This is a genomic window from Aeromonas sp. QDB18, assembly GCF_027705325.1.
GTDB classification, from domain to species: domain Bacteria; phylum Pseudomonadota; class Gammaproteobacteria; order Enterobacterales; family Aeromonadaceae; genus Aeromonas; species Aeromonas caviae.
Genome location: NZ_JAPDBQ010000060.1, coordinates 1 through 23,740, shown reverse-complemented (window position 1 = coordinate 23,740; position 23,740 = coordinate 1). Strand labels below are relative to the sequence as shown.

Below are 23,740 nucleotides of genomic sequence, written 5' to 3'. Positions count from 1 at the left end.
TCCGGAACCAGTGATTGGTTCCGGATTGTCCTACAGCAGAAGGATCGGTCAATGGATCCTTAACTGATCAGCATTGCACCTGGAGGGGGCGCCTGGAAAGGTCAAACCTTGCGGTTTGCAGACCAACGGAACCAAAGATCACACACTTCACACTCAGCACTGCTGTGGGGGCAGGGCTCAACCCTGCCACTTGCCTCCTTCCACTATCACGTCGTTGGGATCGGTATCGGCGCTCAGCTTGTCGCGCACATACTGGTCGTAGAGTTTGAGCAGGTACTTCTCTTCCCCCAGCTTGGCGAGACGGTCGTTGACCCAGTCACGCAGCTCGATATTGCCCTTCTTCACCGCCGGGGCGATGGGGTCTTCCGAGCCCAGCTTCTCGGGCAGCACCCGATAGCCCGGGTTCTCCTTGGCCCAGCTGAACAGCACCAGGTTGTCCTTGGCATAGGCATCGCCGCGGCCCTGGGCCAGGGCCTGCAGGGATTCGGTGTTCTTCTCGAACTTGAGCACCTTCCAGTCCGGGTGGTTGCGGGTCAGCCAGATGTCGGCCGTGGTGCCGGTGGTGACGATAAGCCGCTTGCTTGCCAGATCGTCGAGCTTCTTGGCGTCGCTGCCTTCCGGCACCAGCACCTGCACCGCGACCTTGAGGTTCGGGTTGGTGAAGTCCACCACCTGCCGCCGCTCCGGGGTCACCGTCATGTTGGCGAGGATCAGATCCACCTTGTCGCTCTGCAGGAAGGGAATGCGACTGGCTGGCTCCACCGCCACGAACTCGACCTTGTTCTCGTCCCCCAGCAGATCCTTGGCGAAGCGGCGGCCGAGATCGGTGTCAAAGCCGACGTAGTTTCCTTTCTCGTCCACATAGCCAAACGGCGGCTTGTCGGTGAAGACGCCGACGATGAGCTTGTCCCGCGCCTTGATCTTGGCGAGGGAACCGTCTTCTGCCTGGGCGGCGCCGCTGGCGAGGCCCAGGCCGATGAGGGCGCTAAACAGGACCGAGGTAATTATCTTCATGCTGACTCCTTTCGTTTGCTGACAGTTGTATAAGAAAACTTGGCGAGGAACTGGCGGGCACGCTGGCTCCTGGGATTGTCGAAAAATTGATGGGGGGCGGTCTGCTCCAGGATGTGGCCGCCGTCCATGAAGACGATGCGATCCGCCACCGCCTGGGCGAAGGCCAGCTCGTGGGTGACGATGAGCAGGGTCATGCCGCTGCCGGCGAGATCCCGGATCACCTCCAGCACCTCCTGTACCATCTCGGGATCCAGCGCAGCGGTCACCTCGTCAAACAGCATCACCTGCGGGTTCATGCACAGGGCCCGCACGATGGCGATGCGCTGCTGCTGCTGGCCGCCGGAGAGCTGGCGTGGATAGTCGTGGCGCCGCTCCCACAGGCCGATGCGGGTCAGCAGCTGCTCCGCCTGCAGCAGGGCCTCGGCCCGCTCCCGCTTCTGCACCTGCACAGGGCCGAGCAGCACGTTCTCCAGCACCGTCAGGTTGGGGAAGAGGTGATAGCTCTGGAACACCATGCCGATGCGCTGGCGTACCCGCTGCCAGTCGGTGCTGGCATCCAGCCGCTCTCCGTCGAAGCGAATATCGCCCCCCTGAATGGGTTCGAGCCCGTTGAGGGTGCGCAGCAGTGTGCTCTTGCCGCAGCCGCTCGGCCCCAGGATGACGATCACTTCCCCTGGGTTCACCGTGAGGCTGACCCCGTCCAGTACCCGGTGTTGGCCGAATTGTTTGCTGACAGCATTGAGCTCAAGCAGAGGTGTCATACCGCATTACCCCATTGTTGCTCCAGCCGGCGCGAGGCGAGCGAGAGCGGATAGCAGACCAGAAAAAAGAACAGGAACAGCAGGCCGTAGATAAGCAGCGAGCCATAGGTGCGCTCGATGATCTGCTGGCCCACCTTGATCACCTCCACCACCCCGATCAGCACCGCCAGCGAGCTGGTCTTGATGATGCGGGTGTAGATGTTGATGGTCGGCGGCGTCAGCCGTTGCAGCGCCTGGGGCAGCAGCACGTGGCGATAGAGCTGCCAGCGGGAGAGCCCGAGCGCCAGCCCGGCCTCCTGCTGACCGCGGGCGAGGGATCCCAGGCCGCCGCGCACCACCTCCCCTACCTCGCTCGACCCCCACAGGGCCAGCACCAGCACGGCGCACCAGAAGGCCGGAATATCGAGGCCGAAGAAGATCGGCAGCCCGAAGAAGAAGAGGTAGAGCCAGACCAGCACGGGCACCACCCGAAACAGCTCCAGATAGACCCGCAGCACTCCCCGAGTCAGCCTTCCCCCCTGCTGGGCCAGCACGCCGTAACCGACCCCGCCCAGGGTGGCGAACAGGATGGCGAGCAGCGAGATGGCGAGGGTCTGACCCGCGCCCACCGCCAGCAGCGGCAGCGCCTGCGCCAACTGCTCAGTGACCGGACTGGCCATAGTGATCCCTCCTTTCCTCTGCATCGGTGACGAGTGAAGGTGACAGCAGGAAAATAGCTGCTTGTATCAGCGATTCAGTGACCGAACTGACCATGTTGCAGCCTCCTTTCAACGACGCGCAGGGCGAGGGAGAGCGGCAGAAAGATCAGCACGCACATCAAGGTCAGTACCGCCAGCATCTCGTAGGTCTTGTAGTAGAGGGCGATGTAGTTCTTGGTGGTGTAGAGGAGCTCGGGCACCGCCACCGCCGAGGCCACCGTGGTCTCTTTGAGCAGAAAGATGAAGTTGGCAAACAGCGCCGGCAGGCTGGCGAGCCAGGCCTGGGGCAGCTGCACGTGGCGTAGCAACTGCCAGCGGGAGAGGCCGATGGCCCGGCCTGCTTCCAGCTGGCTGGGGGGGATTGCCTGAACGCCTGCCCGCAGCGCCTCGGTCAGGTAACCGCCGCCGAGGAAGGTCATGGCGATCACTGCCGTGGCAAAGCCGGAGAGCGAGATGCCGAGCGCCGGCAGCCCGAAGTAGAGAAAGAACAGCTGGATCAAGAGCGGCGTGTTGCGGGCCAGCTCCACATAGGCGCGGATCACCCCGTTCAGCCAGGGCTTGTGCAGGCTTTGCAGGGTCACATTGAGCAGCGCCACAGTGAGCGAGGTGAGGATCACTAGGATGCCGAGCTGCAGGGTGACCCAGACCGATTGGCCGAACGCCGGCAGGGTGGTGAGAACAAAGGACCAGTCGAAGCTCATGCCGGGATCCTCCCGTCGCGGCGCAGCCGCTGGGGCACGACCGTGATGGCGTCAGGGTACTTGATGCCGGCGCCGGTGTTGAGCACCACCACCCGCTCGCCCCCCTGTATCCAGCCCGCTTCCCGCAGCTGGCGGGCGGCGGCGAAGGCGGCCGCCCCTTCCGGGCAGACGAAGCTGCCTTCGCGCGCGGCGAGCTGTCGGATCTTGCGCTGGATGGCGCTATCGTCCACCGCGACGGCGCACCCCTCGGTGCGATAGAGGGCGTCCAGCACCAGAAAGTCCCCCAGCGCCTTGGGCACGTTGATGCCAAAGGCGAGGGTCTGGGAATCGGGCCAGAAGCGCGATTCGCGCTCCCCCTGCTGCCAGGCCTGGACGATGGGGGCGCAGCCGCTCGCCTGCACCGCCACCAGTCGCGGCAGCGGACCTTTGACCCAGCCCAGCTCCTGCAACTCCCGCAGCGCCTTGTAGATGCCGATGAGACCAACTCCGCCGCCGGTGGGGTAGAGGATGACGTCCGGCAGGGTCCAGCCGAGCTGCTCGGCGATCTCCAGCCCCATGGTCTTCTTGCCCTCGATGCGATAGGGCTCCTTGAGGGTGGAGGCATCGAACCGCCCCTGCTCGGCCACCTGGCGACCGGCGTCGCTGATGAGGCCATCCACCAGATAGAGGCGGGCACCGGCCAGCGAGGTTTCCAGTCTTGTGATGGCGGGGGCCGCCTGGGGCATGACTATGGTGCTGCGCAAGCCGGCGCGGGCGCCGTAAAGCGCCCAGGCCGCACCGGCGTTGCCGTTGGTGGGCATGGCGAAGTGGGTGATGCCGAGCTCCCGGGCGCGGGAGACGCCGACCGCGGCGCCGCGGGCCTTGAAAGAACCGGTGGGGATGATGCTCTCATCCTTCATCCAGAGATCCGGAATGCCGATCTGTTTGCCGAAAGCGGGCAGGGGCAGCAGAGGGGTGAAGCCTTCCCCCAGGGTGATCACCTGGGCGGGGTCGCGCACCGGCAGCAGCTCGTGGTAGCGCCACAGGCTGGCGGGGCGCCCCAGCAGAGCGGCCGGGTGCCAGGCCTGTTTCAGGGCCTCGAGGTCGTAACTGGCCAGCAAGGGGGCACCGACCGGACTCAACTGCTGGGGCTGATCGGCATCCACTATCTCGCCGGTCTTGCTGCAACGCAGATGTGATAGGTAGCTGTACGGCATGCTTTATCCTGAATGGCTCACGTTGGCTGGTGTCTTATTCCATCCTGTGACCCAAGGGCCGGATAACAAACAAAATAAAGCGGCAAACTTAAGCGAAAAAATTCATATGGCTCCCCCGTGTCGGCGGGCCACCCTCTGCCACCGGTCGGGGGGTTGGGCCATCCGGCGCGCTTTGTTAACCTGCCCGCTCATTCAAACCGCAGGGAGCCGCCTCGATGCGAGCCATTGTCAGCCTGCTGGCCCTGTCACTGCTCTGTGCGTGCAGCGGCCAGCCAACCAGAGAGGATGCCATGTCAGGGAATACGCGCCTTCACTACCCCGTCACCCGCCAGGGTGAGCAGGTGGATCACTATTTCGGCCAGGCCGTGGCCGACCCCTATCGCTGGCTGGAGGATGATCGCAGCCCCGAGACGGAGGCCTGGGTCAAGGCCCAGAACCGGGTGACTCAGGGTTACCTGGCGCAGATCCCGTATCGCGCCGCCATCAAGGAGAAGCTGGCCGCCTCCTGGAACTACGCCAAGGAGGGGGCGCCGTTTCGCGAGGGGCGCTACCACTACTTCTTCAAGAACGACGGCCTGCAGAACCAGAACGTGCTGTGGCGCCAGCTGGAGGGCAAGCCGGCCGAGGTGTTCCTCGATCCCAATACCCTCAGCCCCGACGGCACCACGGCGCTGGATCAGCTGAGTTTCTCCCGCGATGGCCGCATCCTGGCCTACTCCTTGTCGCTGGCGGGCAGCGACTGGCGCGAGATCCACCTGATGGACGTACAGAGCAAGCAGCCGCTGGAGGCGCCCCTCAAGGACGTGAAGTTCAGCGGCATCAGCTGGCTCGGCAACGAGGGCTTCTTCTACTCGAGCTACGACAAGCCCGACGGCAGCGAGCTGTCGGCCAGGACAGATCAGCACAAGGTCTATTTCCACCGGCTCGGCACGGCGCAGGAGGATGACCGGCTGGTGTTCGGCGCCATCCCGGCCCAGCACCACCGTTACGTGGGGGCAACCGTCACCGAAGATGACCGCTTCCTGCTTATCTCGGCGGCGAACTCCACCTCGGGCAACCGCCTCTATGTGAAGGATCTGAGCCAGGAGAACGCGCCGCTGCTGACGGTGCAGGGGGATCTGGATGCGGACGTGAGCCTGGTGGACAACCAGGGCGGCACCCTTTACCTGCTGACCAACCGGGACGCCCCCAACGGCCGGCTGGTGACGGTGGATGCCGCCAACCCGGGCCCGGCCCACTGGCGGGATCTCATTCCCGAGCGTCAGCAGGTGCTGACGGTACACAGCGGCAGCGGCTATCTGTTCGCCGAGTACATGGTGGATGCCACCGCCCGGGTCGAGCAGTTCGACTACGAGGGCAAGCGGGTGCGCGAGGTGGCGCTGCCCGGCCTTGGCAGCGTCAGTGGCTTCAACGGCAAGCACGACGACCCCGCCCTCTACTTCGGCTTCGAGCACTATGCCCAGCCGCCGACTCTCTACCGGTTCGAGCCCAAGAGCGGCGCCATCAGCCTCTATCGCGCCTCGGCGGCGCCGTTCAAACCGGAGGATTACGTTTCCGAGCAGCGCTTCTACCAGAGCAAGGACGGCACCCGGGTGCCGCTCATCATCAGCTACCGCAAGGGGCTGAAACTCGATGGCAGCAACCCGACCATCCTCTACGGCTATGGCGGCTTCGACGTGAGCCTGACCCCGAGCTTCAGCGTGTCGGTAGCCAACTGGCTGGATCTGGGGGGCGTCTATGCGGTGGCCAACCTGCGCGGGGGCGGCGAGTACGGCCAGGCCTGGCACCTGGCGGGCACCCAGCAGAACAAGCAGAACGTGTTCGACGATTTCATCGCGGCGGCCGAGTACCTCAAGGCCGAGGGCTACACCCGCACCGATCGGCTGGCGATCCGAGGTGGCTCCAACGGCGGTCTGCTGGTGGGGGCCGTGATGACCCAGCGGCCGGATCTGATGCGGGTCGCCCTGCCGGCGGTGGGGGTGCTCGACATGCTGCGCTACCACACCTTCACCGCTGGGGCAGGCTGGGCCTATGACTACGGCACCAGCGCCGACAGCGAGGCGATGTTCGACTACTTGAAGGGCTACTCGCCCCTGCACAACGTCCGGGCCGGGGTCAGCTACCCTTCGACCCTGGTGACCACGGCGGATCACGACGATCGGGTGGTGCCGGCCCACTCCTTCAAGTTTGCCGCCACCCTGCAGGCCGACAATGCCGGCCCCCATCCCCAGCTCATCCGCATCGAGACCAATGCCGGGCACGGGGCGGGCACGCCGGTGGCCAAGCTTATCGAGCAGAGTGCGGACATCTATGCCTTCACCCTGTACGAGATGGGCTACAGGGAGCTGCCGCGTCAGCCTTGATCCGGGCGAGGCGGGCGCCAGCCATCCACTATCATCAGGGCCCTGCGGGGCCCTTTTTATTGCCGCGTGTTTGAACGTGGGCCTGCGACCATCTCTGTCTCGCCACTGGCCCGTTTTGGCAGACGGGCCCCATCTGTCATCCCCCCGGTGGTATAGTCAGCCACAAGATCCGCATTCAAGGAGTCCATCGTGAAGAAGATCATCTACATCCTGCTGGGGTTGGCGCTGGCGGCCGTGGTGGCCATCGCCGCCCTGGTGTCCCTCATCGATCCCAACCAGTTCAAGCCCCAGCTGGTGGAACAGGTGCGCAAGAGCACCGGCCGCGAGCTGGTGATACAAGGGGATATCGGCTGGCGTTTCTGGCCAAGCCTCGGCCTCTCCCTCGAGCAGGTGGCGCTGCGCAACCCCGCCGGCTTTGCCGAGCCCGACCTGGTGCGCTTCACGCGCGGGGAGGCCTCGGTGGGCCTGTTGCCACTGCTCTCCCACAAGCTTGAGATCGGCAAGGTGACCCTGAGTGGCGCCCATCTGTTTATCCAGACCAGGGCTGATGGCAGCTCCAACCTGAGGGATCTGCTCAAGGCCTCCGCCGAGCCCAAGGGGGAGGCGGCCTCCGAGCCTGCCGCAACGACGCCCCCGCCCGCCAGTGACAGACAGCCCTGGCAGATCAGCCTGCAAGGCATCGCGCTGGTGGATGCCAGCGCCCTGGTGCGGGACGACCGCAGCGGTACCGTCTCCCGGCTCGACCGGCTGGATCTCGATCTGGGGCAGTTGACCCCGGGGGAGTGGGTACCGGTGACCCTGGCCGCCAAGGGGGCCCAGGGTGAGCTGGCGTTTGATCTCAAGGGGTCGGCCCAGCTCAAGCTAGCGTCCGATGCCAGCCGCAGCGAGCTGAAAGATGTCGCACTGGCGGGGAGCCTGAGCGAACCGACCCAGCGGCTGGATGCTTTCTCCCTCAAGGCCGACCGGCTGGCACTGGGTCAGTGGAGCAGCCTCACCCTCAGTCTGCAGGGGGCACAGGGGGCAGCGGACAAGCCGGCCCTGGCCGGTACGCTGGAGGGAACTCTCAAGGCGCGGCTCGATGAAAACCGGCAACTGCTGGAGATATCGGATGCCGTGCTGGCCGCCAAGCTCAGCGGCGATGCCCTGCCGCGCCCGCAGATGCAGGTGAAGCTGGCGGGCTTTGCCCGCGCCGAGCTGGGCAAACAGGCCGTCACCCTCAGCAACCTGGTGATGGGGGTGGATGATGCTCTGCTGAGCGGCAACGGCAGCGTGCAGTTGGGCGCCGTGCCCAAGGTGGCGTTCGACCTCAAGGGGGAGAAGCTGGATCTCGACAGTTGGCTCGGTCAGCCGGCCAAGGCGGCGCCTGTGGCTGCCACCTCGGGTGCTGCCGCCCCGGCCGGGGCGCCGGCACAGACCGCCGCACCCGCCGCCAAGGCGCTCTCCACGGCCGAACCGGATCTTACCGCCCTCAAGGCGGTGGACCTGGCGGGCCGGCTGCAACTGGGCAGCTTGCGATTGAAGGGGCTGGATTTGAGCGCCGTCGATCTGCAACTGGCCCTGGCCGGTGGCCAGCTCACCCTCAAGCAGTTCAGCGCCGGCGTGGCCGGCGGTCAGGTGACCGCCAGCGGCGTGCTAGATGCCCGTCAGCAGCCGGCCCGCTATCAGGTGCACAAGCGGGTGCTGGGGGTCGATGTGCGGCCGCTGCTGCAGACCCTGGCCCAGACCGACCTGCTGGAAGGCAAGGGGGATCTGGAGGTCGAGGCGCAGGGCTCAGGACTCTCCGAGCAGGCGCTGCGCAGCCGGATGCAGGGCAAGGTGAGCCTCAGGCTGAGCGACGGTGCCCTGCACGGCATCAACCTGGCGGAGATGATCCGCGAGGCGCGAGCCACCCTGACCGGCAAGGGTGCTGATCAGGTGAAGGAGGTGCGCAAGACCGATTTCAGCGCGCTTACCGCCAGCTTCCGGATTGCCGACGGGGTTGCCAGGAGCGACGACATCCAGCTGTTTGCCCCCGCCCTGCGGGTGAAGGGGCAGGGCCAGACCGCCCTGGTGCCGGAGACCCTCGACTTCCTGTTCCTCACCTCCGTGGTGGAGAGCAGCAAGGGGCAGGGGGGCAAGAGCGTGGACGAGCTCAAGGACATCACCATACCGGTGCGCATCGGCGGCCACTGGCAGGTGCCCAGCTACCGGCTCGACGTGAAGGAGTTGCTCAGCAACAACAAGCTGCTGGAGGAGAAGGCCCGCAAGGAGGCCGAGCGCGGTCTCAAGAAGCTGCTGGGTGACAAGGCCGACAACGAAGGGGTGAAGGGGGTGGCCGACCAGTTGCTCAAGGGCCTGTTCAAATAGCCAGCCTCCCGTTGTTGTCATCAAGAGCCCGCCCCGTGCGCAATGCTGTTCACTTAAGAGAATTTGAGTTCCAGTCCACGTAGTATCAGGGCTAAAAATGAGGGAGGCATGATGCCTCCCTCTTTCTATTGCAAGCCACGCTGGATAAAGGCTGAAGGAACATCGACTGGAAACAGCCTTGCTCCCCCAACTCAAGTCGCATTTATGAATAATTAGTCAAAAATGTGCTTATCTGAACAGCATTGCGCCCCGTGCGGGCTCTTTGCTGTGGTGCCGGGCGTTACGGGACGAGGTGTGGTCGGCAACATGAGGTACTATGCGAAATAGTCTTCGAAACCGGGAATCAGGAGGGTTCATGAACAAACGGGTGCTGATCACCGGCGGCGGCAGAGGCATTGGCGCCGCCACCGCCCGCCATCTGGCGGGGCAGGGCTATCATCTGTGCCTCAACTATCGCCATGACAAGGGCAGTGCCGAGGCGCTGGTGGCCGAGATCCTGGCCTCCCATCCGGTCCGCTGCATCGCGGTGCAGGCCGATGCCGGGGTGGAGGCTGAGGTGGTGCGTCTGTTCGAGGAGATGGACGCGCGGCTCGGCCCCGTCACTCATCTGGTCAACAACGCCGGCAGGTTGCAGCCGCAGATGCGGGTACTGGAGATGAGCGCCGAGCGCATCAACCAGACCCTGACCACCAATGTCACCAGCTGCTTTCTCTGCTGCCGCGAGGCGGTGCGCCGGATGACGGCGGGGGGCGCTATCGTCAATGTCTCCTCGGCCGCAGCCCGGCTGGGTTCGGCGTGGGAGTACGTGGACTATGCCGCCGCCAAGGGGGCCGTCGACGTGCTGACCAGGGGGCTGTCGCTGGAGGTGGCGGCCCAGGGGATCCGGGTCAACGGGGTGCGTCCGGGTTTTATCTACACCGACATGCACGCCGACGGCGGCGAGCCCGGTCGGGTCGACCGGGTGAAAGGGCAGATCCCGCTGCAACGGGGCGGTCAGCCGGCCGAGGTGGCAGCCGCCATCGCCTGGCTGCTGTCTGACGAGGCTTCCTACGTCACCGGCACCTTCATCGACGTGGCCGGCGGGCGCTGACCCCGACCCGATGATAGATACAACAAGGGGCGCCTCGGCGCCCCTTCGGTTTATTCCCCCAGTAGCTGTTGCCAGACCGCCAGCACATGGCCGCGCTCCGGCAGCAGCCTGTCGTCGCCCACCTTGCGGGAGACCTCGGAGAGGTTGAGGCGATGGCCGAGGTTGCGGATCTCCAGATAGGCGTGCTTGAGCCCCTCTGCCTGCTCCAGTGTGAGTACCCCCGCCATCACGCACTCATCGAAGATGCGCACATTGTCTGACCAGCGGGTGAGGGCGTCCGGCTCACCGCAGGCATGGGCCAGCACCAGGTACTGGGCGATGAACTCGATGTCCACCATGCCGCCGGGGGACTGCTTGAGATCGAACTCTCCCTCTCCCGCCTTGAGCAGGTGATCCCGCATCTTCTGGCGCATCTCCCGCACTTCGCGGGCCAGGCTGGGCAGATCCCGCTCCTTGGCCAGCACGTCGCGGCGGATGCGGGCAAATTCGGCGACCACGGCATCATCGCCATAGATGGGACGGGCTCGCACCAGGGCCTGATGCTCCCAGGTCCAGGCTTCCTGCTGCTGGTACTGCTCATAGGCCGACAGCGATGAGACCAGCAGGCCGGCCTCGCCGGAGGGGCGCAGCCGCATGTCGATCTCGTAGAGGATGCCGGACGGAGTGCGGGTGCTGAACAGATGCAGGATCCGCTGGGCCAGGCGCAGGTAGAACTGGCGGCTGTCGATGGGCTTGCGGCCATCGGTGTAACTGTTGGGGTCGCCGCCGTGCAGGAACACCAGATCGAGATCCGAGCCGTAGCCGAGTTCGATGCCCCCCAGCTTGCCGTAGGCCACCACCGCAAAGCCGCGCTGGCCGCTCACCGCCACCTCGGGGGGGACACCGTAGCGTTCGCTCATCTGGGCCCACGCCTGATTGACCACCTCCTCGGTGATCGCCTCCGCCAGCCAGGTGAGGTGGTCGCTCACCTTCATCAGCGGCAGGGCGCCAGCGATGTCGGCCGCCACGATGCGCAACAGCTGCACCTGCTTGAACTGGCGCAGCGCCTCCATCTGCTGCTCCACGTCCTCTTCGGGGATGCGCAGCAGGAACTGGCGCAGCTGGGGCTTGTACTGATCGAGCGGGGTGGGGTGATAGAGGTGCTGGGGATCGAGCAACTCGTCCAGCAGGATGGGGTAGCGGGCCAGCTGCTCGCTCACCAGGTTGCTCTCGTCACACAGGCGTACCAGCTGGCGCAGGGCGGCGGGGTTTTCCGCCAGCAGTTGCAGATAGGCGCTGCGGGTGAAGATGCGGGTCAGCAGGGTGCAGACCCGCTCGAACAGGCGGGCGGGCTCGCGGCTCGCCACCACCAGCCGCAGCAGCTCCGGCATCAGCCAGTCCAGGGCGATACGCCCCTGGGGCCCCACCTGACGGCGCTTGTACTCCTCCTTGAAACGCAGCAGGGCGGCGCAGAGGGGGGCGGGCTCCACCACTCCCTGCGTGGTCAGCAGTTTTTCCAGCTCGGCGGCATCAAGCTCGGTGCGCCAGAGATCGAGCCAGAGCTGTTCCAGGTGGGCGGGGGCCTCCTTCTCTTCCCCCACCACGGCGACGAACTCCTGATGGACGGCGGCCATCTCCTCATCGAGGTGGGCCATGAAGGCGTCCCAGTCGGTAAAGCCGAGGGTGGCGATGAGCCGCTGGCGATCCCGCTCCTCGGTGGGCAGAGTCTGGGTCTGCTGATCGCCGATCTCCTGCAAGATGTTTTCCACCCGGCGCAGGAAGCGATAGGCGGTGAGCAGGCGTTCGCACTGGCTCCCCTCCAGGGCACCCCCCTGGGCGATGGCGGCCAGCGCCTCGGGCAGGTGGCGTACCCGCAGGGCGGGCTCGCGCCCGCCACGGATGAGTTGCAGCGCCTGGGCGATGAACTCCACCTCGCGAATGCCCCCGGCCCCCAGCTTGATGTTGCCCTCCAGTCCCTTGCGGCGCACCTCGGCGGCGATCATCGCCTTCATCTGGCGCAGGCCGTCGATGACGCCGAAGTCGATATAGCGGCGGAACACGAAGGGGCGCAGCAGTTCGGTCAGGGCCATGGCGTGTTCGCACTGGGTGCCCAGCACCCGCGCCTTGACCATGGCGTAGCGCTCCCAGTTGCGGCCGTGATGCTGGTAGTAGTCCTCCATGGCGGCGAAGGAGATGGCGAGCGGCCCCGCATCGCCAAAGGGGCGCAGTCGCATGTCGACCCGGAACACCTGACCATCCTGGGTGGGCTGGTGGAGGGCGTTGATGAGACGCTGCCCCAGCTTGATGAAGAACTGCTGGTTGGCGAGCTCCCGCCGCCCGCCAACGGTGTAGCCGTTCTCGGGGAAGGTGAAGATAAGGTCGATGTCCGAGGAGAAGTTGAGCTCGCCGCCGCCGAGCTTGCCCATCCCGAGGATGAGCAGCGGCTGGGGGTTGCCATCGCCGTCCATGGGGGTGCCCAGCTCGCTGCACTGTTTGGCGTAGAGCCAGTCGCGGGCACCACAGATGAGGGCATCCGCCAGCTTGGTGAGATGGATGAAGCTCTCTTCGACCTCGGACTCCCCGAGCAGCTCGCGCCAGGCGATCACCAGCATGCGGCTGCGGCGGAACTGGCGCAGGATACGCTTGAGCGCCTCCTCGTCCGCGACCTCGGCGAGCAGGGCTGCGAGCTCAGGTTCATAGGCGGGCCAGCGCTCGGCCCGGGTCAGTGCGTCCGATGCCAGGGTCTCGGCCAGCAGCCCCGGCTGCTTGATAAGGGAGTCGGCGACAAAGTCGGAGAGGCCGAGCAGGGTCAGCAGGGTCTGGCGGGTGGGCTCGGGCAGTGCGTCATACTGGGGCGCCAGAGCGAGCAGCCGCTGCCAGTGGCGCAGGGCCTGCTCCTGCAACAAGGGAGAGAAGGCGGAGAAAGAGGGAGAGTGCTGGGCCACGGTTGCCATCCTTGTGGTTGACGAGTCTGCAGGGAGAGTGAAAAGCCGGCTGCCAATCTAGCACTCCCGGGCGCTGGCGTCACAGCGCCGCTGCCCGGAAGGTGATCCGGCGACGGATCTGGCGATCGGCCGGGCTCAGGGACGCCGGTAGATCTCGGGGTCGTAGATTTCCATCAGGCTGCCGGGGCTTCTCGGCGGCACAAAACCGAAACCGGCGTAGAGGCCGTGGGCATCGGAGGTGGCGAGGGAGAGACGGCGCAGCCCTTGCAGCTCCGGGTGGGCGAGGATGGCTGCCACCAGGGCCTTGCTGTGACCGCGCCCGCGATGTTAGGGCAGCACGAAGACGTCGGCGAGATAACCGAAGGTGGCCTTGTCTGTGATGACCCGGGCGAAGGCGACCTGCTGGCCGTCGAGATAGGCTCCGAAGCACAGGGAGTGGTTGATGGCCCGCTGCAGGTTGGCGAGGGGAATGCCGAGACACCAGTAGGCCTCTTCACTGAGGAAACGGTGAATGAGCGGGACGTCGAGGCGCCCCTTGTCGTCGCTTATCTCAAGCGCACGTTCTGTGGTCTGCATCCTGGCTCCTTGCCGTGATGAAAAAAGAAAGGCCCCTAAGGGGGCCTTCCAGTGTACTCAAATCACGACCTCAGGCCAGCCTGAAGGTTTGACAATGGGTGCCAGCATCAGGCCAGCTTGAAGGCCTGGATATGGCTGTCCAGCGTCTGGCTGTGGTGTTCCACCAGTTCGGAGGCATCTTTCAGCTCCCGCAGCACCACGACGGAGCCTTCCACCACCTGTTTGACCTGCTCCAGGTTGGCATTCATCTCCTCGGCCACCGAGCTCTGCTGCTCGGAGGCGGCGGCGATCTGGCGGTTCATGTCGGCCACTCCCTGCACCCGCTGCACTATGGTGTCGAGCTGGGTACCTGCCTGGGTCACCTGCTCCACCCCCTTGTCCGCCTGCTGCACGCTCTCGGCCATCAGGCCGACGGCCTGGCGGGCGTTGCCCTGAAGCTGCTCGATCATCTTCTGGATCTCGACGGTGGCCGCCTGGGCACGGTTCGCGAGTTCGCGCACCTCGGAGGCGACCACGGCAAAACCGCGACCTGCCTCACCGGCGCGGGCGGCCTCGATGGCGGCGTTCAGGGCCAGCAGGTTGGTCTGCTCGGAGATGCTGCGGATGGTGTCCACCACGGATCCGATGCGATCGACTCCGTGCTCCACTTCGTTGACCACGGTGGAGGAGCGCTGGATGTTGCCGGAGAGAGTGTCGATGGTGTTGACGGTAGCCGCCACGCAGCGGCTGCCCTCCTCGGCCAGCTGGCTGGTTCCGGCGGTGGCGTGGGACGCCTGCTCCGCGTGGTTGGCCACTTCTCGAATGGCACCGACCATCTGGCTCATGGCGCTGGCAAGCTGCTCAATCTGGGTGAACTCCTCGTTGATGGCCTCGTTCGCCTCATCCATACAGAGAGTCACCTGGGAGGCGATCTCGTTGAGCTCCTTGCAGGCGGCACGCTGGGTCCCGAACACCTCCTTGAGGTTCTCCTGGGAGTGGGCCACCGCCTTGGCGATGTCGCCGAACTCGTCCCGGGACTTGAGCAGCACGCTGTGGCTGAGATCCTTGTTGGCGAAACGCTCCAGCAGCCCCACCAGGTAGTGGACCTGCTTGACCATGAGGCGGGAGCCGGTGAGCAGCAGCACCACGAAGACGACCCCCATGAGCGCCGTCTCCACCAGCCCGGTCCAGAGCAGGCGATCGGCGATGGTGTTGGCCATGGCGGCATCAATGCCCTCGCTGAGCAGGGTCGCTTCCAGGTTGCTGGCATCGAACCAGAGTTTGGCCAGCAGCAGCAGGGTGCTGAACACCATGAGCAGCACCACCTTGGGCACTAGTCGGATGTTGCTCATGCGCCTCTCCAGCGGGTTCAACTGCATAATTTTTCTCCTTTCAACGTCCATTATTCCTTTGCCGTCATAGCTATCGGCATTATCTTCCTTTTTATTAATTTGCACCGTGCTTAAAGTTGGAAATTGTATGCGATATCACTTAACTCATTTGCGTACCATGGATCTGCTGATGGGGTTTCTCTCCGTGATTTCGGTTTGCCTGGTGGCTGCTCGCTGGCTGGGGCACGGTGAACTGAGCCCCCAGACTTTACAGCTCTTTTATGATGTCGACAGTCTGATCTGCTACTTCTTCCTCGCTCACTTCGCCTATGGCTGGGCGCGCGCCTCCGACAGGATGGCCTTCTTCAAGAGCAACTGGTTCTATCTGCCCGGCAGCCTGCCCATGGTGGAACAACTGCGCTGGGCGCGGCTCATCCAGCTGTGGCGGGTCTACCAGTTGCTCCGGGACAGACCGGATCTGCTGGCCATGTTCCGTCGTGAACGCAACGAAACCACCCTCTCCGGCATTCTCTTCCTCTTCTTCCTGTTGCTGGGGGTCGGCTCCGGCGTCATGTACTGGCTGGAAACGGGACAACCCGGCAGCCAGATCCAGACTCCTTACGATGCCTTCTGGTGGACGCTGGTGACCCTCTCTACCGTGGGATACGGGGATCTGGTGCCCAAGACGGAGGAGGGGCGCTTCGTCGCCAGCCTGCTGATCCTCTTTGGAGTGGGGTTGTTTGGCGCCCTCAGCGGCTTCATGGCCAGCCTGTTCGTCCATCCCGGCAAGACCAACGACGACACTGCGGTGTGGCGACGCCAGCAGAGCGAGCAGCAGGCGCAACTGCTCAAAGAGCTCAAGGCCTTGCGCGCCGAGGTGCAGGCGCTGAAACAGAAGTAGGTGCGACGTCTGGAATGGTCGCGTCGTAAACCGGCGGTGCTGCGAGACAGCTCTCACTCGGGGAGATGGCGCTTTTCTTTGCTTGTCCTTTGACCCGCAGGCGGCTTAACATTCGGCCTGCAACCTAATCCAACGAAGAGAATCGATCGACCATGCGCGCCCTTCTCGGGATCCTGATCTGCTTGTGTGCCCAACAGGCACTGGCCGATACCCGCTATGTTTCAGACAACATCTTTACCTATATCCACAACGGTCCGGGTACCCAGTACCGGATCCTCGGCAGCGTCAAGGCAGGTGAGCCGCTGGAGGTCAAGGCGGTGAACCAGGAGGCCGGATTCACCCAGGTGGTGGACGGTCGTGGCCGCGAGGGCTGGATCAAGAACAGCGAGCTGCAGGGGGAGATCAGCCTGCGTGAACGCCTTCCCCAGGTTCAGAAAGAGCTGGACGAAGCCAAGGCCCGTCTGCTGAACCTCAATGGCGACAACGAGAAACGCTTCGCCGAGAAGGATGGCAAGATAGCCGAGCAGAGCAAGGAGATCGCCAGCCTCAAAGCCCGTCTGGACAGCCAGAGCGCCGAGATGAGCAGCCTCAAGGAACAGAACGACGCCCTGACCCAGAGCTATGACAACCGTGAGCACGACATGCAGATGGACTGGTTCATCCGCGGTGGTGCCATGGTGGGGGGCGGCATCCTGCTCGGGATCCTCCTGCCCATGCTCCCGCGCCGTCGCAAGAGCAGCGAGCGCTGGATGAACTGATCGCCCGGGCGGTCAACAGGATGAAAGGTCGCCAGAGGCGCAATGCTGTTCAGATAAGCACTTTTTTGACTGATTATTCATAAATTGGATTTGAGTTGAGGGGGCAAGGCTGTGTCCAGTCGATCTTCCTCCAGCCTTTATCCAGCGGGGCTTGTAATAGAAAGAGGGAGGCATCATGCCTCCCTCGCTTTTTTGTCCTGATACTACGTGGACTGGAACTCAAATTCTCTTAAGTGAACAGCATTGCGCCAGAGGCGGCCTTTTTCATGGTGTGTCTGGCGAGAAGAGGGCCATGTCGGGGGTCGCCATCGGCCCTTCCCGCTCGTAAGATGAGGCGAACGATCCTGTGCCGCGCGCATTCTCAACAAGAGCCTTCATCATATGTCATCAACTGAACAGGCCTGCTGGTTCGTGCTGGGGGGCGATCACCTCGTCCTGCTGGATGAACAGGGGCGCATTCCAAAAGGGGCCCGCGCCGTTTTGCCCCCCCATCTGCACACCGCCCCCTTCGAGCGCTTCGACGAGTGGGATGGCCTGCCTTGCCATCTGCTGGATCTGGGCACGGAGGCGGAGACCGGGGCCATGGCCCCGCTGCGCCAGCTCATGGTGGCGGGGGACGAAGAGGGCTTTCGCCTCGCAGGACGGGCCTGGCAGCTCGCCACTTTTCGCCGTACCCATCGTTTCTGCGGTGAGTGCGGCGCCCCCATGACCCCGAGGGAAGGGGAGTGGGCCCAGGGGTGTCATCACGGCCATGTCGTCTATCCGCGCATCTCCCCCTGCATCATCGTCGCGGTGCGCAAGGGGCCGGCCATCTTGCTGGCAGCCCACCGCCGTCACTATCAGGCGGATGATCCCATGTATACCGTGCTGGCCGGCTTCGTGGAGGCTGGGGAGAATCTGGAGCAGTGCGTGGCGCGGGAGGTGTTCGAGGAGAGCGGCATCCGGGTGACCAATGTGCGTTACGTGGCGAGCCAGCCCTGGCCCTTCCCCCACAGCCTGATGATGGGCTTCACCGCCGACTACGAGAGCGGCGAGATCCGGGTGCAGGATGACGAACTGGTGGCGGCAGGCTTCTTTGAGGCTGACCGGCTGCCGCGCTTGCCCCCTCATGGCACCATAGCGCGCCGGCTCATCGAACAGTGCCTCGCCGAGGCGCGTTGAGGGAAAACGGGGGCGCTTGTATGCGCCCCCTCACATCTTTGCACTCCTGCGGCGATGTGCGGCGTCAGGGTCGCCCTCAGCCTTGCACAAAGTGGTATCATGTCCGCCATTTTATGCGTGACATGACTCAGGAACTGGGATGAAAGAGCTGAAAAACGATCGATACCTGCGTGCCCTGCTGCGCCAGGAAGTGGACATGACCCCGGTATGGATGATGCGTCAGGCTGGCCGTTATCTGCCGGAATACAAGGCGACCCGCGCCGTTGCGGGGGATTTCATGTCCCTGTGTCGCAACGCCGAGCTGGCCTGTGAAGTCACCCTGCAGCCCCTGCGCCGCTATCCACTCGATGCCGCCATCCTCTTCTCCGACATCCTGACCGTGCCCGATGCCATGGGGCTGGGCCTCTACTTCGAACACGGGGAAGGCCCGCGCTTCGAGCGCCCGATCACCTCCATGGCCGACGTGCAGGCCCTGCCCATCCCGGATCCGGAAGACGAGCTCGGCTACGTGATGAATGCGGTGCGCACCATCCGCCGCGAGCTCAAGGGCGACGTGCCGCTCATCGGCTTCTCCGGCAGCCCCTGGACCCTGGCCACCTACATGGTGGAGGGGGGCAGCTCCAAGGCGTTCACCAAGATCAAGCAGATGATGTATGCAGAGCCGCAGACCCTGCACCTGCTGCTCGACAAGCTGGCGGACAGCGTGATTAGCTATCTCAACGCCCAGATCAGGGCGGGTGCCCAGGCGGTCATGGTGTTCGATACCTGGGGCGGCGTGCTCACCCCGCGGGATTACCGCGACTTTTCCCTGCAGTACATGCACAAGATCGTCGATGGCCTGATCCGTGAACATGAGGGCCGCCGTGTGCCGGTCACCCTGTTCACCAAGAACGGCGGCCAGTGGCTGGAGCAGATCGCCGCCACCGGCTGCGATGCCCTGGGGCTGGACTGGACCACCGACATCGCGGACGCCAAACGCCGGGTGGGCGACAAGGTGGCGCTGCAGGGCAACATGGATCCCTCCATGCTCTACGCCACCCCGGAGCGGATCCGCGAAGAGGTCGCCACCATTCTGGCCGGTTTCGGTCATGGCAACGGCCATGTCTTCAACCTGGGGCACGGCATCCATCAGGATGTGGACCCGGAACATGCTGGCGTGTTCGTCAACGCGGTGCATGAGCTCTCCGCCCGGTACCACGGTCGCTGAGTGCGGCAAACAGCGTGATGAACGGGGCCTGCGGGCCCCGTTTTGCTGTCCGTGACACAGGGGGCTGCATCCTGGTCGCGGCTCGGGTTACACTGCACCCCCATGTTGGCAGTCGTGGCCGGGATGGGGTCGTTGAGGGGCAGGAGGCTGGATGGAGAAGCGGGCGTGGGATTGGGGCATCGACCTTGGCGGGACCAAGTGCGAGTGCGTGGTGCTAGATGGCGACGAGGTGTTGCTGCGCCACCGCATTCCCACTGAACGGCGCGGCGGCTACCAGCACATGCTGGGCCAGATCGCCAAACTGGTGGACGAGTGTGCCGCCAAACTCGGTCAGCGTCCTGCACTCATCGGCATGGGGACGCCAGGGGCCCGGGACCCCCAGACCGGGCTGCTGAAAAACAGCAACACCACCGAGTTCAACGGCAAGCCGCTCAAGGAAGATCTTGAGCGCAGGCTGGGCGTCCCCGTGCTCATCGCCAACGACGCCAACTGTTTTGCCCTGGCGGAAACCCATCTGGGGGCGGTGCGCCAGCAGCATCCCGATGCAAAAGTGGTGTTTGGCATCATCATGGGCACCGGGGTCGGGGCCGGCATCGTCATCAACGGCCAGATCCTCAACGGTCACCACGGCATCGCCGGGGAGTGGGGGCACAACGTCCTGTTGCCGGAGGGGCCAGAGTGCTACTGCGGCAAGCGCGGCTGCGTCGAAACCCTCATCAGCGGCCCGGCGCTGGAGGCCTGGTACGAGGCCAGGACCAAACGCCGTCTCTCGCTCGCCCAGATTGCTGCGGCCAGTGCCCATGATCATGTCGCCAGGCTCACCATGGACAGGTTGCACCTGCTGTTCGGCCAGGCCCTCGCCAACGTGATCAATATTCTCGATCCGGACGTCATCGTCATCGGTGGCGGCGTGGGCAATGTGCAGAGCCTCTATCGCGCCGGGCGCGAAACGGTATTGCCCCTCCTGTTCAACCCCCGCTTCGCCACCCCCATGATAGCGCCGGCTCTGGGGGACAGCGCCGGGGTATTCGGTGCCGCACTGCTGGCCCGCGGCGTCTTTCGCGAGGCACTGCTCTCGTGAGTCGCCCCTTCCTCCCATCCCTTTGTCGCAGCTAAGGACACAACGTTTCCATGATCAAGATTGCCATCAACGGCTATGGCCGCATCGGCCGCAACGTGCTGCGGGCCCTCTACGAGAGCGGCCGCGACAAGACCATCAAGATAGTGGCCATCAACGAGCTGGCTGCCCCCGAGGCCATGGTGCACCTGACCCGCTTTGACACCAGCCACGGCCGGTTCCGCTATCCGGTACAACTGGCGGGCAACAGCATGCAGGTGGGGGAGGATCTCATCGCCCTGTTTGCCGAGAAGGATCCGTCCAGGCTGCCCTGGCGGGCGCTGGGGGTGGATGTGGTGCTGGACTGCACCGGGGTGTTCGGCTCCCGGGCCGATGCCGAGCTGCATCTGGGGGCGGGAGCGGGCAAGGTGCTCTTCTCCCATCCGGCGGACGCGGACGTGGACGCCACCATCGTCTACGGGGTCAACCACCAGGTGCTGACCGGGCGGGAGCGGATCGTCTCCAACGCCTCCTGTACCACCAACTGCGTGGTCCCCGTCATCGAAACATTGCATCGAGAATTCGAGATAAATTGTGGTACTATTACGACAATTCATTCGGCCATGCACGATCAGCAAGTCATCGATGCCTATCACGGCGACTTGCGCAGAACCCGGGCAGCCAGCCAGTCCATCATCCCGGTGGACACCAAGCTGGCAAAGGGGTTGGAACGTATCCTTCCCCACTTTGCCGGCAAGTTCGAGGCGATCGCGGTACGGGTACCGACCATCAATGTAACCGCCATGGATCTGAGCATTACTGTTCGTAAAAAAGTGACAGTTAGTGACGTAAATCAAGCCCTGCAACGGGCATCCAGAGGTACATTACACGGTATTCTGGACTACACGGAAGAGCCACTGGTCTCCGTAGACTTTAATCATGATGCACACTCCTGCATCATTGATGGTACCCAGACCCGGGTCAGCGATGCCAACCTCGTCAAGATGTTGATGTGGTGCGATAACGAATGGGGCTTCGCCAACCGCATGCTGGATACCACCCAGGCCATGATGGCCGCAGGCTGAGAGTCTGCACCGGGCGCAAGGTTACTGTTTTTTTAACATTACCTGAAAATATATAGAGGACTGAATATGTCTGTTATCAAGATGACCGACCTGGATCTGGCGGGCAAACGCGTTCTGATCCGTGCTGACCTGAACGTGCCGGTAAAAGACGGCAAGGTCACTTCCGATGCACGTATCGTTGCGACTCTGCCGACCATCAAGCTGGCTCTGGAAAAGGGCGCCAAGCTGATGATCACCTCCCACCTGGGTCGTCCGACCGAGGGTGAATACAACGAAGAATTCTCCCTGGCTCCGGTTGTCAACTATCTGAAAGACGCACTGTCCTGCCCGGTTCGTCTGGCCAAAGACTACCTGGATGGCGTAGACGTCGCCGCCGGTGAGCTGGTTGTGCTGGAAAACTGCCGTTTCAACAAAGGCGAGAAGAAGAACACCGAAGAGCTGGCCAAAAAATACGCCGCCCTGTGTGACGTCTTTGTAATGGATGCGTTCGGTACTGCTCACCGTGCCGAAGGCTCCACCTACGGTGTGGCCCAGTTCGCGCCGGTTGCCTGTGCAGGCCCCCTGCTGGCCGGTGAGCTGGAAGCCCTGGGCAAAGCCATGCTCAAGCCCGAGCGCCCCATGGTTGCCATCGTGGGTGGCTCCAAGGTCTCCACCAAGCTGACCGTGCTGGAATCCCTCTCCAAGATCGCTGACCAGCTGGTGGTCGGTGGTGGCATCGCCAACACCTTCATCGCTGCTGCCGGTCACAACGTCGGCAAGTCCCTGTGCGAGCACGACCTGATCGACACCGCCAAGAAACTGGCTGCCGAAACCAACATTCCGGTGACCACCGACGTGGTTGTGGGTAGCGAATTCTCCGAATCCACCCCGGCCACCATCAAGTCCGTGTCCGACGTGACTGACGGCGACATGATCTTCGACATCGGTCCGGATTCCGCCAAGGCCCTGGCCGACATCATCATGAACGCCAAGACCATCCTGTGGAACGGCCCGGTCGGCGTGTTCGAGTTCGACCAGTTCGCTGAAGGCACCAAGGTGATCGCCGAAGCCATCGCCGCTTCCCCGGCCTTCTCCATCGCTGGCGGTGGTGACACCCTGGCTGCCATCGACAAGTTCGGCATCGCCGACAAGGTCTCCTACATCTCCACCGGCGGCGGCGCCTTCCTGGAGTTCGTAGAAGGCAAGGTACTGCCGGCTGTCGCGATTCTCGAAGAGCGCGCCAAAGCCTAATTGACCCGGGACGGGGGGCAAAAGCCTCCCGTTTCGTTTATCATGTGGCCGCTGTGCCGGTTCATGATGAACCCCCCACTTTTTATTAACGGCATACGAGACAGGACGATTAAACATGTCTAAGAAAATTTTCGACTTCGTAAAACCCGGCGTGATCACTGGTGATGACGTTCAGAAAGTGTTCGCCATCGCCAAGGAAAACGGCTTCGCTCTGCCGGCCGTCAACTGCGTCGGTACCGACTCCGTGAACGCCGTGCTGGAAGCTGCTGCCAAGGTCAAAGCCCCGGTTATCGTACAGTTCTCCAACGGTGGTGCCGTGTTCACCGCCGGCAAGGGTCTGAAGCTGGAAGGCCAGCAAGCTGCCATCCTGGGTGCCATCTCCGGTGCCAAGCATGTGCACGCCGTTGCCGAAGCCTACGGTGTACCGGTGATCCTGCACACCGACCACGCCGCCAAGAAGCTGCTGCCGTGGATCGACGGTCTGCTGGACGCGGGCGAGAAGCACTTTGCCGAAACCGGCAAGCCGCTGTTCTCCTCCCACATGCTGGATCTGTCCGAAGAGTCTCTGGAAGAGAACATCGACATCTGCTGCGAGTACCTGACCCGCATGGCCAAGATGAACATGACTCTGGAGCTGGAACTGGGCTGCACCGGCGGTGAAGAAGACGGCGTGGACAACAGCCACCTGGACCAATCCTCCCTGTACACCCAGCCGGAAGACGTGGCCTACGCCTACGAGCGTCTGTCCAAGATCAGCCCGCGCTTCACCATCGCTGCCTCCTTCGGCAACGTGCACGGTGTGTACAAGCCGGGTAACGTCAAGCTGACTCCGAAGATCCTGGACAACTCCCAGAAGTACGTCTCCGAGAAGTTCGGTCTGCCTGCCAAGTCCCTGGACTTCGTGTTCCACGGTGGCTCCGGCTCTACCCTGGAAGAGATCCGCGAATCCATCTCCTACGGCGTGGTGAAGATGAACATCGACACCGACACCCAGTGGGCGACCTGGGAAGGCGTGCTGAACTTCTACAAGTCCAACGAAGCCTACCTGCAAGGCCAGCTGGGCAACCCGGAAGGTGCCGACAAGCCGAACAAGAAGTTCTACGATCCGCGCGTATGGCTGCGTGCCGGTCAGACTTCCATGATCGCGCGTCTGGAGAAGGCCTTCTCCGACCTGAACGCCATCGACGTACTGTAATTCGCAGCACCTTGATTGCATGAAAAGGCGCCCTTCGGGGCGCCTTTTGCATTTCTGTGATCCTGATGGGCTGGATTGGGGATGGGGGGCTGATACCAATCGGATTAAACATTAGGTCAGTTTTATCCAATCTCGGCTACAAAGTGACATCACCCGCTCCACATCGG

The 23,740-nt window shown here is 63.7% G+C and carries 18 protein-coding genes and 1 pseudogene; 11 read left to right on the top strand and 8 right to left on the bottom strand.

The window, feature by feature from the left end; genetic code table 11:
- Window positions 1-177: 177 nt before the first annotated feature.
- The 5 genes from OKC30_RS10995 to OKC30_RS10975 form a co-directional block, all read right to left on the bottom strand.
- Window positions 178-1,014 carry a transporter substrate-binding domain-containing protein gene (locus OKC30_RS10995; RefSeq protein WP_160838210.1) on the bottom strand — a complete coding sequence of 279 codons (837 nt, stop codon included), beginning with the start codon at window positions 1,012-1,014 and terminating at the stop codon, window positions 178-180.
- The gene (locus OKC30_RS10990; RefSeq protein ID WP_270664055.1) at window positions 1,011-1,775 is read right to left on the bottom strand and encodes an amino acid ABC transporter ATP-binding protein; all 765 of its coding nucleotides are present in this window, start codon (window positions 1,773-1,775) and stop codon (window positions 1,011-1,013) included. The genes OKC30_RS10995 and OKC30_RS10990 overlap by 4 nt, the downstream gene beginning before the upstream one ends.
- The gene (locus OKC30_RS10985) at window positions 1,772-2,434 is read right to left on the bottom strand and encodes an amino acid ABC transporter permease (RefSeq protein ID WP_052815507.1); all 663 of its coding nucleotides are present in this window, start codon (window positions 2,432-2,434) and stop codon (window positions 1,772-1,774) included. Before OKC30_RS10985 ends, OKC30_RS10990 begins: the two co-directional genes overlap by 4 nt.
- Before the next feature lie 74 nt (window positions 2,435-2,508).
- Window positions 2,509-3,174: an amino acid ABC transporter permease gene (locus OKC30_RS10980; RefSeq protein ID WP_113977614.1), complete on the bottom strand. Its 666-nt coding sequence runs from the start codon at window positions 3,172-3,174 to the stop codon at window positions 2,509-2,511.
- On the bottom strand, window positions 3,171-4,370 hold the full coding sequence (locus OKC30_RS10975; protein ID WP_160838206.1) for a threonine synthase: 1,200 nt from the start codon (window positions 4,368-4,370) through the stop codon (window positions 3,171-3,173). Before OKC30_RS10975 ends, OKC30_RS10980 begins: the two co-directional genes overlap by 4 nt.
- Window positions 4,371-4,585: 215 nt before the next feature.
- Between OKC30_RS10975 and OKC30_RS10970 the strand changes: the two genes are divergently transcribed.
- The 3 genes from OKC30_RS10970 (at window position 4,586) to OKC30_RS10960 (ending at window position 10,169) form a co-directional block, all read left to right on the top strand.
- Window positions 4,586-6,733 carry a prolyl oligopeptidase family serine peptidase gene (locus tag OKC30_RS10970; protein ID WP_160838204.1) on the top strand — a complete coding sequence of 716 codons (2,148 nt, stop codon included), beginning with the start codon at window positions 4,586-4,588 and terminating at the stop codon, window positions 6,731-6,733.
- Window positions 6,734-6,922: 189 nt separating this feature from the next.
- The gene (locus OKC30_RS10965) at window positions 6,923-9,079 is read left to right on the top strand and encodes an AsmA family protein (protein ID WP_160838202.1); all 2,157 of its coding nucleotides are present in this window, start codon (window positions 6,923-6,925) and stop codon (window positions 9,077-9,079) included.
- A 355-nt stretch (window positions 9,080-9,434) separates the two neighbouring features.
- Complete coding sequence (locus tag OKC30_RS10960) at window positions 9,435-10,169, top strand: SDR family oxidoreductase (protein WP_160838200.1); 735 nt, start codon at window positions 9,435-9,437, stop codon at window positions 10,167-10,169.
- A 50-nt stretch (window positions 10,170-10,219) separates the two neighbouring features.
- On the opposite strand, the gene glnE is transcribed toward OKC30_RS10960, so the two are convergent.
- The 3 genes and pseudogenes from glnE to OKC30_RS10945 form a co-directional block, all read right to left on the bottom strand.
- Window positions 10,220-13,093, bottom strand: a complete 2,874-nt coding sequence (gene glnE, locus OKC30_RS10955; protein ID WP_270664050.1) for a bifunctional [glutamate--ammonia ligase]-adenylyl-L-tyrosine phosphorylase/[glutamate--ammonia-ligase] adenylyltransferase — start codon at window positions 13,091-13,093, stop codon at window positions 10,220-10,222.
- A 135-nt stretch (window positions 13,094-13,228) separates the two neighbouring features.
- Window positions 13,229-13,669: pseudogene (locus tag OKC30_RS10950) on the bottom strand (GNAT family N-acetyltransferase).
- A gap of 107 nt (window positions 13,670-13,776) precedes the next feature.
- Window positions 13,777-15,027, bottom strand: coding sequence for a methyl-accepting chemotaxis protein (locus OKC30_RS10945; protein WP_160838196.1), 1,251 nt, complete (start codon window positions 15,025-15,027; stop codon window positions 13,777-13,779).
- A gap of 100 nt (window positions 15,028-15,127) precedes the next feature.
- On the opposite strand from OKC30_RS10945, the gene OKC30_RS10940 reads away from it, so the two are divergent.
- The 8 genes from OKC30_RS10940 (at window position 15,128) to fbaA (ending at window position 23,573) form a co-directional block, all read left to right on the top strand.
- Complete coding sequence (locus OKC30_RS10940; protein ID WP_160838194.1) at window positions 15,128-15,880, top strand: potassium channel family protein; 753 nt, start codon at window positions 15,128-15,130, stop codon at window positions 15,878-15,880.
- Between the two features lie 152 nt (window positions 15,881-16,032).
- Window positions 16,033-16,638, top strand: a complete 606-nt coding sequence (locus OKC30_RS10935) for a TIGR04211 family SH3 domain-containing protein (RefSeq protein ID WP_010675664.1) — start codon at window positions 16,033-16,035, stop codon at window positions 16,636-16,638.
- Window positions 16,639-17,019: 381 nt separating this feature from the next.
- Window positions 17,020-17,799, top strand: coding sequence for an NAD(+) diphosphatase (gene nudC, locus OKC30_RS10930; protein ID WP_160838192.1), 780 nt, complete (start codon window positions 17,020-17,022; stop codon window positions 17,797-17,799).
- Between the two features lie 139 nt (window positions 17,800-17,938).
- Window positions 17,939-19,006 (top strand): uroporphyrinogen decarboxylase, encoded by a 1,068-nt coding sequence (gene hemE, locus OKC30_RS10925; RefSeq protein WP_010675662.1) that lies wholly within the window; start codon window positions 17,939-17,941, stop codon window positions 19,004-19,006.
- Between the two features lie 151 nt (window positions 19,007-19,157).
- Window positions 19,158-20,087, top strand: a complete 930-nt coding sequence (locus OKC30_RS10920; RefSeq protein WP_160838190.1) for an ROK family protein — start codon at window positions 19,158-19,160, stop codon at window positions 20,085-20,087.
- A gap of 50 nt (window positions 20,088-20,137) precedes the next feature.
- Window positions 20,138-21,148, top strand: a complete 1,011-nt coding sequence (epd, locus tag OKC30_RS10915) for an erythrose-4-phosphate dehydrogenase (RefSeq protein ID WP_160838188.1) — start codon at window positions 20,138-20,140, stop codon at window positions 21,146-21,148.
- A gap of 66 nt (window positions 21,149-21,214) precedes the next feature.
- Window positions 21,215-22,378, top strand: coding sequence for a phosphoglycerate kinase (locus OKC30_RS10910; RefSeq protein WP_039040546.1), 1,164 nt, complete (start codon window positions 21,215-21,217; stop codon window positions 22,376-22,378).
- Between the two features lie 115 nt (window positions 22,379-22,493).
- A complete protein-coding gene (gene fbaA, locus OKC30_RS10905; protein WP_010675658.1) occupies window positions 22,494-23,573 on the top strand; it encodes a class II fructose-bisphosphate aldolase in 1,080 nt (359 codons plus the stop codon).
- Window positions 23,574-23,740: the final 167 nt, after the last annotated feature.